We start from the raw sequence: 15,844 nt of genomic DNA, 5'->3' as shown, positions 1-15,844 counted from the left end.
ATATCGCGTAAAACTACTCGCGCCGGGGCATTCAGGCAAGCGGAATTGATGCTTTTGCTGGTGCAAAAAAGGTGTTACTGTGCGCTTCCTGCACAATCCGATGGTTTACGATAAAGAGAGTACTGTATGGAATGCCGTCCGGATTGTGGTGCATGTTGCACCGCGCCTTCAATTTCCAGTCCCATCCCCGGCATGCCTGATGGCAAGCCCGCTAATACACCATGCGTTCAGCTGGATGAATCCCTGCGTTGTAAAATTTTTGCTTCGCCTCTGCGGCCAAAAGTGTGCGCCGGTTTACAGCCCAGTGCGGAAATGTGCGGACAGACGACGCACCAGGCCATGGTCTATCTCATCGAGCTTGAGGCGCTGACCGCACCTTAAACGTCTTTGATGCGCGTCAGACACGCGACGGTGGCGACGATCATCACCAACGCAAACCAGAATACCGCGTGATAGTTCCAGATTTCAGCGGCAATACCCGCCAACGATCCGGCAATAATCCAGCCCACGCGAATGGTATTTGTATAGAGAGTTGTGGCTGAACCCGCTTGTCCCGGCATAAGATCCTGGAAATAGAGCATGCCAATCCCGCCGAGGATGCCGATGTAAATCGCGTTCAGCAGCTGTAAGCCAAGCAATATCGCCGGAGAGTGGGCCAACAGCATGCCGGCATAAAAGAAAAATCCGGCGACAACGGCGATTCTCATCAACAGGCGTTTGCCCAGACGCTTCGCGAAGTATCCGGCAATCAACATGGTTGGGATTTCCAACCCCGCGGCAGTTCCCATCATGATGCCCGCCAGCTTTTCCGGCAGATGCAGCTCGTTGATAATAAACAACGGCATATTAATGATATAGAGACTGTTGGTCCCCCACATTAATGTGCAGATAACAAACAGTAGCAGCGTGTCGCGTCGATTGCGGCGCGGGGCTTCTACCGCGCCTGTCGCGAGAGGCACGTTTTTACTCATCGAGGGTAAGAACAGCCAGACCATTACGCCGCAGACAACAAACGCCACCGCCGCGCTGAGGTACATCACCGTAAAGCTAAACCCCATGGCGAGCGCGTAGGCCAGCGGCGGGCCAATCACCCAGGCCAGCGAAACCTGCGCACGTAATATTGAACTGAACATGACGGCTTCCCGACCCGTACGGTCGGCGTGCTCGCGGGCGAGAGCAAACATTTGCGGGTTGGCGGTCGAACCAAAACTGCTGAGGAATACCCCGACAAACAGCAGAATAAAATAGTTACGGTTCCAGGCGAACAGCACGCAGGCCAACATCCCCAGCACGCAGCAAAACACAATCAGGTTTTTGCGATCGCCTTTTTTATCCGAACGTCCGGCCAGAAACTGACTCACCAAAATGCCGATCACGGCGCTACCGGTAAAAAAGAACCCGACCATGCCGGGACGGGCATGGACTTCATCCGTCAGAAAAAGGCTGAGCGTTGGCGTCTGCAACGCACCGGCGATACCCGTCAGAAATGCGACAAGCAGGAACGCCGAAGACGTTAAATCAAACGCCTTGGGTGTGGCGGCTACGGGGGTGTTGTGCATGTTTTGATATCAATAATGTGAAGAGACGCGGAGTTTACGCTGCTTGTCAGAAAATAAACAGGGAGCTAAATCAAAATCGGCATCAAAAATCAAAATAGCATTTCAGTCAGAGAATGCTGCTTGCTGACGCTGCTGAATCTGACAAGCTGACGCCGTTTTTGCGTCAGCAATTTTTTCTCCTCCGCGGAAAAAATGTGCGTTATCTCTAAATTCAGCAAGTAATTTGTCAACTTTACTTGTGTGCTGAAGAAAAAAGAGCAAGACTTCTTGAAACGTTTCAGCGTCATCTTGCCATAACTGATGGAGTCAGGTGACGCCTTTTTTCTCATGTTAGCTGAATCGTTTCAAATCAGCGGGAGAGGAGAACCATGTTCCAGTTATCTGTTCAGGATATTCACCCGGGCGAACAGGCCGGGAATAAAGAAGAGGCTATTCGCCAGGTTGCCGCTGCCTTAGTGCTGGCAGGTAACGTAGCGGAAGGCTACGTCGATGGCATGCTGGCGCGTGAACAACAGACGTCCACGTTCCTCGGCAACGGTATTGCTATTCCTCACGGTACGACGGACACGCGCGATCGGGTGCTGAAAACCGGTGTGCAGGTGTTTCAGTTTCCGCAGGGTGTGATCTGGGGTGAAGGGCAGGTTGCTTATGTGGCAATCGGCATCGCCGCCAGCTCTGATGAGCACCTCGGTTTACTGCGTCAGCTGACGCATGTGCTGAGCGATGACTCCGTCGCTGAACAGCTGAAATCTGCGACCACGGCGGAAGAGTTGCGCGCGTTGCTGATGGGGGAAAAGCAAAGCGAACAGCTGAAGCTTGATAACGAAACGCTGTCGCTGGACGTCGTTGCCAACTCGCTGGTCACGCTGCAGGCGCTCAACGCCGCACGGCTGAAAGAGGTCGGCGCGGTTGACGCCACCTTTGTGGCCAGAGCCATTAATGAGCAACCGATGAATCTCGGTCAGGGGATCTGGCTGAATGACTGTGCTGAAGGCAATGTGCGCAGCGCCGTTGCGGTCAGCCGCGCAGCAACAGCGTTCGATGTACAAGGTGAAGCGGCAGCCCTGCTGGTGACCGTCGCCATGAATGACGAACAACCGGTTGCGGTGCTGAAGCGCCTTGGCGATCTGCTGCTGAATAATAAAGCTGACCGTTTGTTGAAAGCCGATGCGGCAACGGTGCTGGCGCTGCTGACCAGCGATGATGCCTTAACTGATGATGTACTGAGCGCCGAATTTATAGTGCGCAATGAGCATGGTTTACACGCCCGCCCGGGCACCATGCTGGTGAATACGATTAAACAATTTAACAGTGAAATTACCGTGACAAATCTTGATGGAACCGGCAAGCCGGCGAATGGACGCAGTCTGATGAAAGTTGTGGCATTAGGCGTGAAGAAAGGACATCACCTGCGCTTTACCGCCCAGGGTGAAGATGCTGAACAGGCGCTGAAAGCGATTGGCGAAGCCATCGCGGCGGGTCTTGGGGAGGGCGCGTAATGAGCAGACGTGTTGCTACTATCACCCTTAACCCAGCCTACGATCTGGTGGGTTTCTGCCCGGAAATTGAACGCGGTGAAGTGAACCTGGTTAAAACGACCGGTCTGCATGCGGCAGGGAAAGGGATTAACGTCGCTAAGGTTCTGAAAGATTTAGGTATCGATGTAACGGTGGGCGGTTTCCTCGGTAAAGACAACCAGGATGGTTTTCAGCAGTTGTTCAGCGAGCTGGGTATCGCCAACCGTTTTCAGGTTGTACAGGGGCGTACGCGTATCAACGTCAAGCTGACCGAAAAAGACGGCGAAGTGTCCGATTTCAATTTCTCCGGCTTTGAAGTCACCCCGGCTGACTGGGAACGCTTTGTGAATGACTCGCTGAGCTGGCTGGGCCAGTTCGACATGGTGTGCGTCAGCGGCAGTTTGCCGACCGGCGTTAGCCCGGAAGCATTCACCGACTGGATGACGCGCCTGCGCAGTCAGTGTCCTTGCATTATCTTTGATAGTAGTCGTGAAGCATTAGTGGCCGGTCTGAAAGCGGCACCGTGGCTGGTGAAACCAAACCGTCGTGAACTGGAAATCTGGGCAGGCCGTAAGCTGCCAGAAATGAAAGATGTGATTGAAGCTGCACATGCGTTGCGCGAGCAGGGTATTGCTCACGTGGTGATTTCACTTGGCGCGGAAGGTGCGCTGTGGGTTAACGCTTCGGGTGAGTGGATTGCTAAACCGCCGTCAGTCGAGGTGGTAAGCACCGTAGGCGCGGGTGATTCAATGGTTGGTGGCCTGATTTACGGCCTGCTGATGCGTGAATCCAGTGAACACACCCTGCGTCTGGCAACCGCTGTTGCCGCCCTGGCGGTAAGCCAAAGCAATGTGGGCATTACCGATCGTCCTCAGTTGGCCGCAATGATGGCGCGTGTCGACTTAAAACCGTTTAACTGACAGCAGGAGAGGCATAATGAAAACGCTGCTGATTATTGACGCTAATCTCGGCCAGGCTCGCGCTTATATGGCGAAAACCCTGCTTGGAGCGGCGGCGCAGAAAGCACATCTGGAAATTATTGATAATCCTAATGATGCCGAACTGGCAATTGTTCTGGGCGACACGCTGCCTGCCGACAGTTCGCTGAACGGCAAAAAAGTCTGGCTGGGCGATATTGGTCGTGCGGTTGCGCATCCTGAACTTTTCCTCAGCGAAGCGAAAGGCCACGCAAAACCTTATAGCGCTCCGGTTGCGACAGCGTCCGTGGCCAGTAGTGGTCCAAAACGCGTGGTGGCGGTGACGGCTTGTCCAACTGGCGTTGCCCATACGTTTATGGCCGCTGAAGCTATTGAAACGGAAGCGAAAAAACGTGGCTGGTGGGTGAAGGTTGAAACCCGTGGTTCTGTTGGCGCAGGCAATGCCATTACGCCGGAAGAGGTGGCTCAGGCGGATCTGGTGATTGTGGCGGCTGACATTGAAGTTGATCTGGCGAAGTTTGCCGGAAAACCAATGTACCGTACTTCTACTGGCCTTGCGCTGAAGAAAACGAAGCAGGAGCTGGATAAAGCGCTGGAAGAAGCAACGCCGTACCAGCCTGCCGGCAAAGCGCAGTCTGCAACCACTGAAGGTAAGAAAGAGAGCGCTGGCGCGTATCGTCACCTGCTGACGGGCGTATCCTACATGCTGCCGATGGTGGTTGCTGGCGGTCTGTGTATTGCACTCTCATTCGCTTTTGGTATCGAAGCGTTCAAGGAACAGGGTACGCTGGCGGCGGCGCTGATGCAGATTGGCGGTGGTTCAGCTTTCGCGCTGATGGTGCCGGTTCTGGCGGGCTACATCGCGTTTTCCATCGCTGACCGTCCGGGTCTGACGCCTGGTCTTATCGGCGGTATGCTGGCGGTGAGCACCGGTTCCGGCTTTATTGGCGGGATTATTGCCGGTTTCCTTGCCGGTTATGTGGCGAAGCTCATCAGCACGAAGCTGAAACTCCCGCAGAGTATGGAAGCGCTGAAACCGATCCTGATCATTCCGCTGCTCTCAAGCCTGGTGGTTGGTCTGGCCATGATCTACCTGATCGGTAAACCAGTGGCGGGCATTCTGGAAGGTCTGACCCACTGGCTGCAAACCATGGGAACCGCGAACGCGGTGCTGCTTGGAGCGATTCTTGGCGGCATGATGTGTACCGATATGGGCGGTCCGGTCAACAAAGCGGCGTATGCTTTCGGTGTGGGCCTGCTTAGTACGCAAACCTATGCGCCGATGGCGGCGATTATGGCGGCGGGTATGGTGCCTCCGCTGGCCCTGGGTCTGGCAACGCTGGTGGCGCGTCGTAAGTTCGACAAAGCACAGCAGGAAGGCGGTAAAGCTGCGCTGGTATTGGGCCTGTGCTTTATTACCGAAGGGGCTATCCCATTCGCTGCCCGTGACCCGATGCGCGTTCTGCCTTGCTGTATCGTTGGCGGCGCGATTACCGGGGCTATCTCGATGGCGGTGGGGGCTAAGCTGATGGCGCCGCACGGCGGTCTGTTCGTGCTGTTAATCCCTGGCGCAATCACTCCGGTGGTTGGATACCTGCTGGCCATTATTGCCGGTACGCTGGTAGCCGGTCTCTCCTACGCGGTGCTGAAACGCCCGGAAGCAGAGGTTGTGGCAAAGGCGGCCTGATTTAACGCTGACATCCGGGGCAGAGATTTCTCTGCCCCTTTTTTTATCCATAAGATCTGCCTGGTAGTGTTAAACCGGTTCAGGCAATCATTGGCGCGATGATAAAACCAAAGGCAACGCCAGCAATGATCCCACCAAGCCCTGGCAACATAAACGGATGGTTTAAGACATACTTACCCACGCGCGTTGTCCCGGTGGTGTCGAACTCCATTGCCGCCAGCGAAGTCGGATAAGTTGGCAGAACAAACACGCCGGTCACTGCGACATAGGAAGCCAGAATGGCCCATGTGGGTACGCCGAGCGCGACGGCAAGAGGGATAATCAGCGGCGTGGTGGCTCCCTGCGAATAGAGAAGCGCGCAGGTACCAAACAGCACCAGCGCCAACAGCATCGGATAAGCCCGTAGGATATCGCCCGCGATATCCTTTATCCCCGTTAAGTGGGCATCAATGAAAGTTGTGCCCAGCGTAACAATCCCCAGAATCACAGCCAACGAACTCATACCCGCCCGAAACGTGGATGTCAGGACAATCGCGTCTGTTGATGTTTTGCATAGCACCACCATCAGACACGCGGCAGCTAGCATGCAGATAATGATAATATCCCGGGTATTCATTGCGTTACCTGCATCGAATCCAGGGCGCAATTGAGGGCATGCGGCAAGAATAACGATGACCACCGTTGCCAGCATAAACAGGGCGACTGACAGTCTGGCACCTGGCGTTGTGCTGTTTTGCCCTGCATATTTACGCACCAGTCCTTTTTGCAGGCGTTCCAGATAGACTTCATCATCCTGTAGCTCACATCCCTGACGTGAGGCGATAAAAGCGGCGACCATCGCGGCGACAAATGAGGCAGGCAGACAAACCGCCATGACCTGAATAAAGCTGATACCGTTGCCTTCCATAATAGTCAGCATAGCGGCCATTGCGGCACTGATCGGCGAACCGGATATCGCCACCTGAGAAGCGACTACGGAGCCTGCGAGCGTACGGGAAGGGCGAATACCTGACTCTTTGGCAACTTCGGCAATCACTGGCAGAGTAGAAAAGACGATGAACCCTGTTCCCGCCATAATCGTCATCGACCAGGTGATAATCGGCGCAATAATATTGATATATTTAGGGTTACGGCGCATAAAATTACCGGCAATGCGAACCAGATAATCCATGCCTCCGGTGGCCTGTAGCGCCGATGCCGCCACCACCACCGTCATAATAATGAGAATAACGTCAACGGGTGGTGAACCAATTTGCAGCCCAAATCCCAGCGTTAAAATAGCCAGCCCCAGCCCGCCACATAAACCAATACCAATTCCGCCAAGGCGGATACCGAAAAATATTGCGCCCAACACTACGATAATTTCTAGCCAAATCATAATGGCCTCCGCCAGAGAGTAATTTGTAATTAAAATGGATTTTTATTTAATGCAACAATTAAACAGGTATGGACATTCATTGTGCCAAAAGGTGATTTTTACCCACGCGTTTCTCGTACCATTTAATACCGGCACGAACCAACGAACCGGTTGAATCAATATATTTTTCAGGTGACTTTTTGACGGCTTCAGCAAGAATGACAGGAACTTCAGTACATCCGAGCACGATGACTTGTGCCCCGCGTGAGAAGAGTGCTTCAGCCTGTTCATTCATCAGCGTTTGCGCCCGCTTAGCATCACCAGCTTTTAAGCAATAAATGCTTTCCATCACTTTTTCCTGACTGGATGAGTCAGGGCTGATGCAGGTTAACCCAAGAGATTCTATGCCTTTTTGATAGAGGCCCATGTATAAAGTGGCGTTGGTGGCGAGTAATCCGACTTGCGATTTCCCGCAGTTTTTAACCTCATTGATGGTCGTTTCAACGATACTGAGCAACTCTGTATGGCAGCACGCTTTTAATTCATTAAACCAAAAGTGGGCGGTGTTACAGGGGATCACAATACACTCGGCGCCAGCATCTTCGAGTTTATGCATATAATCGCGCATTGCCGGAAGAGGGGAATGACCATGATGCATTAACGCGTCGGTTCGGTCAGGAATGTCAGGAATAGATGAAATAATTAAGGGGATATGTTCCTGGTCACGTTGCGCAGCGGTAAAAGTGACGAATTTATTAAACAGATCGACCGTTGCAGCAGGTCCCATACCACCAAGCACGCCAATTAAACCTTTCACGATATATACCTCAATTCACCGATGATTAATATTCAGAGCCGGGTTGTGTCTGCTGATAATGTTTAACAGCAGTGAGACGTGAGGAGAAATGCAATAATGTATGGCTTAATGCAAAAACCGCATGACTGTGGTTTATTGTGTAACCTCAGCAGGCCGGTATTAGGCCAGAGGCTCCGCGTTACGCGGCGGACAACCGGTCGTAACCGATAGGGAGAGAAGTATGTTAATGTTAAAAATGAAGCCTTGATGCAAAAAACGAATCACCAGGCGCTAATGATGAATGTCATCTTCGGAACTATTCAGGCATGATGCTTTAAGGCTAATAGGCATATTTAAATATCCGCGTGATAAGCATGAAAAATATTGAGACAAAATGGTTATATGACTTTCTGACGTTGGAGGCATGCCGTCATTTTTCCCAGGCAGCTGAGGAGCGTAACATATCCCAACCGGCATTTAGTCGGCGGATCAAGGCGCTCGAATCAGCCGTGGGTGTGCTGCTTTTTGATCGCACAACGAGCCCACTGCAACTCACGGAGGAGGGCAAGCTATTTCATTCGCAAACCCGTAGTTTGTTGCAACAGCTGGAATGTAATCTGGATGAGCTAAGCGGCCACAATTTACTGGGTGTACCCAATATCAAAATAGCGGCGGCACATTCTTTGTCGCTGACGATGTTGCCCAGATTGGTGCACTCAATGGCGGCCTGGGGGGAGGAGTTTGTCTATCACGTTGAAGCTATTGATGTTGTTCAGGCGGTGAATACTCTGCGCGAGGGGAAAAGCGATTTTATTATCTCCTTTCGGGATGAAGACTTAATGCAGTCACCTTTCTGCGGCTTGAAGGTTTTTGAGTCTGAACTGTACCCCGTTTGTGCTGCAGATGCGCAGGGTAAGGCGTTGTTTGATATCTATCAGTCGCAGGCACCGATTCTGAACTATACCAGCACATCCTACATGGGAAGATTGGTAAACCGTCATCTGGCGGAAGTAGGCGGCATTTCAGCCCGAACGCTGTTTATGTCTTCGATGAGTGAGTTATTAAAAAATATGGCATTGGATGGGCATGGTATCGCCTGGCTGCCGGCGTGGACAATCGTAAACGAACTGCGCGAAAAGCGGCTGGTTTGTCTGCAGACGCCGGAACTGATGGTGCCTATTCAGGCTTATATTTACCGAATGGATACCCGGTTGAATAAAACGGCTGAGCACTTCTGGCGGATTTTGTACAACCATATGCCAGAAGACCTTGTTTCGCTCAGTTGATACGAACCGGTTCGCCTGGCGCATCTGAAAAATCTCCGGTTATGCCGGAGTTAAACTCTTTAGACTGCTTGAATTGTGTACTACCTCTCATTTTCTCTTTCCTTTACAGACTGTAACTATAAAAAATTGTGATTCTGTTCATATCTATTGAGTTTAGATCTTGAATATGGATTTACTTTGTCAAAAACACGCTTACTATGAACATGTGTTTGATAGTGAACATGTGCTCTAATAACCTAATGTGTGGCGTTGGTTATTTTTAACGAACTCATTTGTGGCAAGCTAATTGCCAGGGGACGTGCTATGCGTGAAAAGGAATACATAGTAACTATTGGCTCGGCCAATATGGATGTTGCTGGGTATTCGCATGCTTCTCTAAATTATGCGGATTCGAATCCAGGAAAGATAAAATTCACCCCCGGCGGAGTTGGACGTAACATTGCACATAATCTCGCGCTGCTGGGGAAAAATTCATGGTTACTGACGGCGGTTGGTAATGATTTTTATGGACAATCGTTATTGGCGCAAACCAATCAATCCGGAGTTCATGTTGATAAGTGTCTTATCGTTCCCGGAGAGAATACGTCCAGTTATTTATCATTGCTTGATAATACCGGTGAAATGTTGGTTGCCATTAATGATATGAGCATTACCGAACATATTTCAGCAGATTTTTTATCACAGCATCATGATTTTATTCGGCAGGCGAAAGTCATCGTCGCCGATTGCAATATCAGCGAAGATGCCCTGGCATGGGTGCTGGAAAATGCCGGAGAGGTTCCGGTGTTTGTTGACCCGGTATCGGCATGGAAATGCGTCAAAATTCGCGAGCGGCTTGCACAAATTCACACTCTTAAACCCAACCGGCTTGAAGCCGAAACGCTAAGCGGTATTGCGCTTTCCGGGCGTGATGACGTGGGTCAAGTCGCCGCCTGGTTTCATGATCGCGGCTTAAATAGGCTGGTGCTCAGCATGGGCGGCGACGGTGTTTATTACAGTGATATTGCGGGGAGTCGTGGTTGGTCGCTGCCGATTAAAACTCACGTCATTAATGTTACCGGGGCTGGCGATGCGATGATGGCTGGACTGGCTTCCTGCTGGGTAGACGGCATGCCCTTTATTGATTCGGTTCGATTTGCGCAGGGTTGTTCATCAATGGCGTTAGCCTGTGAATATACCAATAACCCTGATTTGTCTGTTGCGAATGTAAGCTCATTAGTGGAGAACACAGAATGTCTGAATTAACTCTTTCCTCTGAATTATTACAAATATCTCCAGAAGTACAGGAAGCATTAAACAGTAAGAAGCCGATTGTTGCACTTGAATCAACCATTATTTCTCATGGTATGCCATTTCCGCAGAATGCCCAGACAGCGATTGAAGTAGAAGAAACTATTCGTAAACACGGTGCGGTTCCTGCGACCATTGCCATTATTGGCGGAATAATGAAAGTTGGTTTAAGCAAAGATGAAATTGAGCTGCTTGGGCGAGAAGGTCATAGCGTTACGAAAGTAAGTCGTCGTGATTTGCCGTTTGTGGTCGCGGCAGGAAAAAATGGTGCAACGACTGTTGCCTCAACCATGATTATTGCCGCCCTGGCGGGAATTAAAGTATTTGCGACAGGGGGAATAGGTGGGGTTCATCGTGGTGCTGAACATACCTTTGATATTTCCGCGGATCTGCAAGAACTGGCGCATACCAATGTCACGGTAATTTGTGCCGGGGCGAAATCTATTCTTGATCTCGGCTTAACTACTGAATATTTAGAAACCTTTGGTGTGCCGTTAATTGGTTATCAAACCAACGCGTTGCCAGCATTTTTCTGCCGTACCAGTCCGTTTGAGGTCAGTATCCGTCTGGACAGTGCGCAAGAGATTGCCCGTGCCATGGCGGTGAAATGGCAAACGGGTCTCGACGGCGGTCTGGTTGTTGCGAACCCCATCCCAGAGCAGTTTGCGATGGCCGAAGAGAAAATTAATGCGGCAATCGATCGGGCGGTAAAAGAAGCGGAAGATCAGGGCGTTGTGGGCAAAGAGAGTACGCCGTTCCTGTTAGCGCGGGTTGCAGAGCTGACCGGTGGTGACAGCCTGAAATCAAATATTCAGCTGGTGTTCAACAATGCGGTACTGGCCTGTGAAATTGCGAAGGAGTATCAGCGCCTCGTCTGACAGAATTTCCCGGGCAGAATGCGGTCGCCCGCGAATATCAAACCTACCAAAACCTGGCGATAACGCCGGGTTTCCTGGCATGAAGGGAATTTCATTATGGATATAATGAGAAGTGTTGTGGGTATGGTGGTATTACTGGCCATCGCGTTTCTGCTGTCAGTAAATAAAAAACGTATCAGTCTGCGCACGGTCGGGGCTGCACTGGTACTGCAAATCGCAATCGGCGGCATTATGCTGTACTTCCCGCCGGGAAAATGGCTGGTTGAACAGGCTGCGCTCGGTGTCCACAAGGTGATGTCATACAGTGACGCGGGAAGCGCATTTATCTTTGGCTCCCTGGTTGGGCCAAAAATGGATGTGCTGTTTGACGGAGCCGGGTTTATCTTTGCTTTTCGGGTGCTACCGGCCATCATTTTTGTGACCGCACTGATCAGTCTTCTCTACTACATTGGCGTGATGGGGCTGTTGATCCGCATCCTCGGCGGTATTTTCCAGAAAGCGCTGAACATCAGTAAGATCGAGTCATTTGTCGCCGTAACGACGATTTTCCTCGGGCAAAACGAGATCCCGGCGATAGTGAAGCCGTTTATTGACCGCCTGAATCGCAATGAGCTGTTTACCGCTATTTGTAGTGGGATGGCCTCGATTGCTGGCTCAATGATGATTGGTTACGCCGGAATGGGCGTTCCGATTGACTATTTGCTGGCGGCATCGTTGATGGCAATCCCTGGCGGTATTTTGTTCGCGCGTATGCTGAGTCCGGCTACTGAAGAATCTCGCGTCACCTTTGAGAACCTGTCATTTACTGAAACGCCACCGAAAAGCATCATCGAAGCAGCGGCGAGCGGAGCGATGACCGGGCTGAAAATTGCTGCTGGCGTGGCGACGGTCGTAATGGCATTTGTCGCCATTATCGCGCTGATTAACGGCATTATTGGCGGAATTGGTGGGTGGTTTGGCTTTGGTCACGCCACTCTGGAAGGGATCTTTGGCTATGCGCTAGCCCCGCTGGCGTGGATTATGGGTGTGGACTGGGGCGATGCGACGCTGGCAGGCAGCCTGATCGGACAGAAGCTGGCGATTAATGAGTTTGTGGCTTATCTCAACTTCTCACCCTATTTACAGACGGGCGGCACGCTGGATGTGAAGACCATTGCGATCATCTCGTTCGCCCTGTGTGGTTTTGCCAACTTTGGTTCCATCGGCGTGGTGGTGGGGGCATTTTCGGCGATTGCGCCGCAGCGTGCGCCGGAAATCGCCCAGCTGGGGATGCGGGCGCTGGCAGCAGCAACGCTGTCAAACCTGATGAGCGCCACTATAGCCGGTTTCTTTATCGGGCTGGCATAGCGAAAATAATGCCGGATACGCGTAGCGCCATCCGGCATTACATTTAAGCAGTTTGCAGCAAATACAAGGCGTTATCTGCTGAGAGGGTTGGGTTGTTGATGCTGACGCTGGCTCGCGATAATGCCGCGCAGGCCATGGCAAAGTGAGCGCTTTCACGAAATTCACTACCTTCCAGAAAGCTGTACAGCAATCCCGCCATAAAAGCATCGTCGGCGCCAAAACTGTCTACAACCGTATGCTCAGGAGGCGTCAGTAAAAACTGTTCTCCGTCCTTTTCGCTGCAAAAAACGGATTCATCTTCCAGGCAAACAAAGATTCGTTTTACCCCTTGCTGATGGAGACTATTGACGGCCAGTACGCGATCGGCATCTGAATGAATAGGTTGACCCCACAAAATCGCCAGCTCTTTCTGCGTTGGTTTTAGCGTATGAATACGCGTAAACCAGGTCTTCATTTTTGCCGCTTTAAACTCTGAAACGGTGTCAATGAATACCGGAATATCATCAGCAATAGTAAAGACCCACTCAATGGCTTCGGCAGTCAGATTGCAATCTGCCAGTACGACACCGGAATGGCGGATCAAATCTCGCGAACTGTTCAGTAACTGCGGCGTCAATTGTTGCAGGATATGGGTATCGTTAATTGCCAGTACGGTCTCTTCCTGCTGATTAGCGATCGACAGGTAAGTTGAGGTGTTATGTCCATGCAGGCGTATGCAACTGGAAACGTTAACACCGGCCTGACGCGTTTGTTCCAGCAATGTTTCGCCATAGAAATCACTGCCAACAGCGGAAATTAAGTGGACGTCACGGCCCAGCAGCGCCAGGTTGTGGGCGATGTTGCGTCCCACGCCGCCTGCCGAGCAGTGAATGTTACCAGGGTTAGAGGCAGCCTGAGGATAGTGGATGTCAGCAACACCACGAATATCCATATTGATCGCCCCGACAACCACGCAATAATCCTGTTCGGTAAGGATATAACCTTTACCTTTGATCATGCCTTTACGCATCAAATCCATAATATGGGCAGCGACGCGTGAACGGCTGATCTGCAAAATATCGGCGATTTCATTCTGCTGAATCAACGGATTGCGACGCAGGATCTTAAGGATCTGCTTTTCCCTGTCGTTCATGATTATGCCACCGCTTTTTCTGTTTGCTGGGCTTTCAGCCAGGCAATCTCTTCTGCCCAGATATCCGGATTAATCGTTTCCAGCACCAGCGGAATGCCGTCAAAACGATTGTCCTGCATGATCCAACGGAAGGCATCGTGGCCAATATTGCCTTCACCTAAGCTGTGGTGACGGTCAACGCGACTGCCAAATGCGCTCTTGGCGTCGTTCAGGTGCATACCGCGTAGGTACCTGAAGCCGACAATACGCTCAAATTCCGCAAACGTCTTTTCGCATTCCTCGACGGAGCGCAAATCGTAACCGGCCGCGAAGGCATGGCAGGTATCAATACAGACGCCGACGCGGGACTTATCTTCGACGCCGTCGATAATGGCGGCAAGGTGCTCAAACTTAAATCCAAGGTTGCTGCCTTGTCCGGCGGTATTTTCGATAACTGCCGTAACGCCCTGGGTCTGAGCAAGGGCGATGTTGATGGATTCGGCAATGCGCGCCAGACATTCATCTTCCGGGATCTGCATCAAATGGCTGCCCGGGTGAAAGTTCAGCAAGGATAAGCCCAGCAGTTCACAGCGCTGCATTTCATCTATAAACGCATCACGTGATTTTTCCAGCGCATCGCTAACCGGATGACCGAGGTTAATCAGGTAACTGTCGTGAGGCAGGATCTGGGCGGCGGTATAGTGATACTTCTCGCAGGCAGATTTAAAATCATCAATGATTTCGGTGGTCAGCGGCGCGGCACGCCACTGGCGCTGATTTTTGGTGAACAGGGCGAATGCGGTCGCTTCGATTTCTGCGGCTCGAATAGCGGCGTTAGCCAGACCGCCAGCGGCGCTTACGTGCGCTCCGATATATTTCATAAATTTAACCCGCCATACTCAAATACAAAAAGGGAGAGTATAGCGGGTTAATAGAGGTGAGTCGTGATCGTTTATGCCATCAGCGCGTGGATAGCGACGTTAATCGCACCACCACCCACAATCAGCCAGACAAACAGCAGCAGGGCCATCAGTAACGGTTTGGCACCGGCTTTTTTCAGCGCGCTAACGTGCGTGGTCAGCCCCAGGGCAGCCATCGCCATTGCCAGCAAAATGGTGTCCAGCGTTACCAGCATGTTCACTACTGACTGTGGCAGCAGGTGGAACGAGTTAAAAATTGCGACCACAATGAACAGGATGGCAAACCATGGAATGGTTATTTTGCTCTTCTCACCGCCCGTGGCCGGAGACAGTTGTTTAACGCGTGCGGCCAGGAGGATAAGGAACGGTGCCAGCATCATAACGCGCAGCATTTTGGCAATAACCGCGGCGTTTTCCGCATCCGGGCTAATGGCGTGCCCGGCAGCCACAACCTGTGCAACTTCATGCATGGTGGAGCCAATGTAAATGCCGTAGGTTTCTGGGCTAAACCAGTGTGAAAGCAACGGATACATCGCCGGATACAGGAAGATTGCGATAGTACCGAAGATAACCACGGTGGCGACAGCGACGGTCACTTTACTGGCTTCTGCTTTCACCACTGGTTCGGTTGCCAGCACGGCGGCGGCACCACAAATGCTGCTACCCGCGCCAATCAGCCAGCTGGTGTGACGGTCCAGACCAAATACTTTCTGCCCCAGGAAACAGGCAATCATAAAGGTGCTGCTTAGCGTTAACACATCAATCACGATACCGCTGACGCCGACGTCAGCAATTTGCGCGAAGGTGAGGCGGAAACCGTAGAGGATAATCCCCAGACGTAATAAATGTTGTTTCGCGAACAGCACGCCGCCGTCACAGCTTTTCCAGATGTGCGGATAGACGGTGTTGCCGAGAATCATCCCCAATAAGATGGCTAAGGTGAGGGCGCTGAACCCGGCACCTGCGACGGCGGGAATAGATCCTCCCCATAAGGCGACCCCAGTGATAACTGCACTCAGGGCAAGCCCCGGAATAAAATGCCACGCTGTACGACGATGAGTCTGTAAGGTGAGTTCTGTCATATCCTTCTCCTTTATCTGGGTAAAAGAGTAAGGCGAAGTGGTTTAAAAATAAAATTGATTATATATTTATAATTAA

14 protein-coding genes are annotated in these 15,844 nt (G+C 51.6%); 8 read left to right on the top strand and 6 right to left on the bottom strand.

All coding sequences use genetic code 11. The features are described 5' to 3' along the window. Positions 1-126: 126 nt before the first annotated feature. A complete protein-coding gene (locus N0B36_RS08490) occupies positions 127-381 on the top strand; it encodes a YkgJ family cysteine cluster protein (protein ID WP_016153739.1) in 255 nt (84 codons plus the stop codon). Here the strand turns inward: N0B36_RS08490 and setB are convergent. Next, positions 378-1,559, bottom strand: coding sequence for a sugar efflux transporter SetB (gene setB, locus N0B36_RS08485; protein WP_016153738.1), 1,182 nt, complete (start codon positions 1,557-1,559; stop codon positions 378-380). The genes N0B36_RS08490 and setB overlap by 4 nt on opposite strands. A gap of 368 nt (positions 1,560-1,927) precedes the next feature. Here setB and fruB point away from each other — a divergent pair, with 368 nt between their 5' ends. The 3 genes from fruB to fruA are packed head-to-tail and all read left to right on the top strand — an operon-like array spanning position 1,928 to position 5,701. Continuing rightward, positions 1,928-3,058, top strand: a complete 1,131-nt coding sequence (gene fruB, locus N0B36_RS08480; RefSeq protein ID WP_016156988.1) for a fused PTS fructose transporter subunit IIA/HPr protein — start codon at positions 1,928-1,930, stop codon at positions 3,056-3,058. After that, a complete protein-coding gene (fruK, locus tag N0B36_RS08475; protein ID WP_003834544.1) occupies positions 3,058-3,996 on the top strand; it encodes a 1-phosphofructokinase in 939 nt (312 codons plus the stop codon). The genes fruB and fruK overlap by 1 nt, the downstream gene beginning before the upstream one ends. A gap of 16 nt (positions 3,997-4,012) precedes the next feature. Continuing rightward, the gene (gene fruA, locus N0B36_RS08470; RefSeq protein ID WP_016153736.1) at positions 4,013-5,701 is read left to right on the top strand and encodes a PTS fructose transporter subunit IIBC; all 1,689 of its coding nucleotides are present in this window, start codon (positions 4,013-4,015) and stop codon (positions 5,699-5,701) included. A 79-nt stretch (positions 5,702-5,780) separates the two neighbouring features. On the opposite strand, the gene N0B36_RS08465 is transcribed toward fruA, so the two are convergent. Both N0B36_RS08465 and N0B36_RS08460 read right to left on the bottom strand, forming a co-directional pair. Continuing rightward, positions 5,781-7,079, bottom strand: coding sequence for an anaerobic C4-dicarboxylate transporter (locus tag N0B36_RS08465; RefSeq protein WP_259687084.1), 1,299 nt, complete (start codon positions 7,077-7,079; stop codon positions 5,781-5,783). 76 nt (positions 7,080-7,155) lie between these two features. Then, entirely contained in the window at positions 7,156-7,875 is a 720-nt protein-coding gene (locus tag N0B36_RS08460; RefSeq protein ID WP_141875432.1) for an aspartate/glutamate racemase family protein, read from the bottom strand. A 353-nt stretch (positions 7,876-8,228) separates the two neighbouring features. Between N0B36_RS08460 and hypT the strand changes: the two genes are divergently transcribed. The 4 genes from hypT to N0B36_RS08440 all read left to right on the top strand — a co-directional run bounded on the left by hypT (position 8,229) and on the right by N0B36_RS08440 (position 12,655). Next, complete coding sequence (gene hypT / locus N0B36_RS08455; protein WP_019077233.1) at positions 8,229-9,140, top strand: hypochlorite stress DNA-binding transcriptional regulator HypT; 912 nt, start codon at positions 8,229-8,231, stop codon at positions 9,138-9,140. A 303-nt stretch (positions 9,141-9,443) separates the two neighbouring features. Beyond that, entirely contained in the window at positions 9,444-10,385 is a 942-nt protein-coding gene (locus N0B36_RS08450) for a pseudouridine kinase (RefSeq protein ID WP_200080090.1), read from the top strand. Further along, the gene (locus N0B36_RS08445; protein WP_016156984.1) at positions 10,373-11,308 is read left to right on the top strand and encodes a pseudouridine-5'-phosphate glycosidase; all 936 of its coding nucleotides are present in this window, start codon (positions 10,373-10,375) and stop codon (positions 11,306-11,308) included. The genes N0B36_RS08450 and N0B36_RS08445 overlap by 13 nt, the downstream gene beginning before the upstream one ends. Before the next feature lie 96 nt (positions 11,309-11,404). Then, entirely contained in the window at positions 11,405-12,655 is a 1,251-nt protein-coding gene (locus tag N0B36_RS08440; protein WP_047359178.1) for a NupC/NupG family nucleoside CNT transporter, read from the top strand. 43 nt (positions 12,656-12,698) lie between these two features. On the opposite strand, the gene N0B36_RS08435 is transcribed toward N0B36_RS08440, so the two are convergent. The 3 genes from N0B36_RS08435 to N0B36_RS08425 all read right to left on the bottom strand — a co-directional run bounded on the left by N0B36_RS08435 (position 12,699) and on the right by N0B36_RS08425 (position 15,768). Next, a complete protein-coding gene (locus N0B36_RS08435) occupies positions 12,699-13,787 on the bottom strand; it encodes a sugar kinase (protein ID WP_047359177.1) in 1,089 nt (362 codons plus the stop codon). 2 nt (positions 13,788-13,789) lie between these two features. Further along, complete coding sequence (gene nfo, locus N0B36_RS08430) at positions 13,790-14,647, bottom strand: deoxyribonuclease IV (RefSeq protein ID WP_046275457.1); 858 nt, start codon at positions 14,645-14,647, stop codon at positions 13,790-13,792. 71 nt (positions 14,648-14,718) lie between these two features. Beyond that, positions 14,719-15,768 (bottom strand): YeiH family protein, encoded by a 1,050-nt coding sequence (locus tag N0B36_RS08425; RefSeq protein ID WP_016153726.1) that lies wholly within the window; start codon positions 15,766-15,768, stop codon positions 14,719-14,721. Between the last annotated feature and the right edge of the window lie 76 nt (positions 15,769-15,844).

The organism is Citrobacter sp. XY323 (assembly GCF_025106035.1).
In the GTDB taxonomy this organism is placed as follows: domain Bacteria; phylum Pseudomonadota; class Gammaproteobacteria; order Enterobacterales; family Enterobacteriaceae; genus Citrobacter; species Citrobacter braakii.
This window is presented reverse-complemented; position numbering and strand designations above follow the sequence as displayed.

What these genes read in the sequence shown, in the direction of transcription:
- N0B36_RS08490 (WP_016153739.1), top strand. Translation starts at nt 127, where the DNA reads ATGGAATGCCGTCCGGATTGTGGTGCATGTTGCACCGCGCCTTCAATT.
- setB (WP_016153738.1), bottom strand. Translation starts at nt 1,559, where the DNA reads ATGCACAACACCCCCGTAGCCGCCACACCCAAGGCGTTTGATTTAACG.
- fruB (WP_016156988.1), top strand. Translation starts at nt 1,928, where the DNA reads ATGTTCCAGTTATCTGTTCAGGATATTCACCCGGGCGAACAGGCCGGG.
- fruK (WP_003834544.1), top strand. Translation starts at nt 3,058, where the DNA reads ATGAGCAGACGTGTTGCTACTATCACCCTTAACCCAGCCTACGATCTG.
- fruA (WP_016153736.1), top strand. Translation starts at nt 4,013, where the DNA reads ATGAAAACGCTGCTGATTATTGACGCTAATCTCGGCCAGGCTCGCGCT.
- N0B36_RS08465 (WP_259687084.1), bottom strand. Translation starts at nt 7,079, where the DNA reads ATGATTTGGCTAGAAATTATCGTAGTGTTGGGCGCAATATTTTTCGGT.
- hypT (WP_019077233.1), top strand. Translation starts at nt 8,229, where the DNA reads ATGAAAAATATTGAGACAAAATGGTTATATGACTTTCTGACGTTGGAG.
- N0B36_RS08450 (WP_200080090.1), top strand. Translation starts at nt 9,444, where the DNA reads ATGCGTGAAAAGGAATACATAGTAACTATTGGCTCGGCCAATATGGAT.
- N0B36_RS08445 (WP_016156984.1), top strand. Translation starts at nt 10,373, where the DNA reads ATGTCTGAATTAACTCTTTCCTCTGAATTATTACAAATATCTCCAGAA.
- N0B36_RS08440 (WP_047359178.1), top strand. Translation starts at nt 11,405, where the DNA reads ATGGATATAATGAGAAGTGTTGTGGGTATGGTGGTATTACTGGCCATC.
- N0B36_RS08435 (WP_047359177.1), bottom strand. Translation starts at nt 13,787, where the DNA reads ATGAACGACAGGGAAAAGCAGATCCTTAAGATCCTGCGTCGCAATCCG.
- nfo (WP_046275457.1), bottom strand. Translation starts at nt 14,647, where the DNA reads ATGAAATATATCGGAGCGCACGTAAGCGCCGCTGGCGGTCTGGCTAAC.
- N0B36_RS08425 (WP_016153726.1), bottom strand. Translation starts at nt 15,768, where the DNA reads ATGACAGAACTCACCTTACAGACTCATCGTCGTACAGCGTGGCATTTT.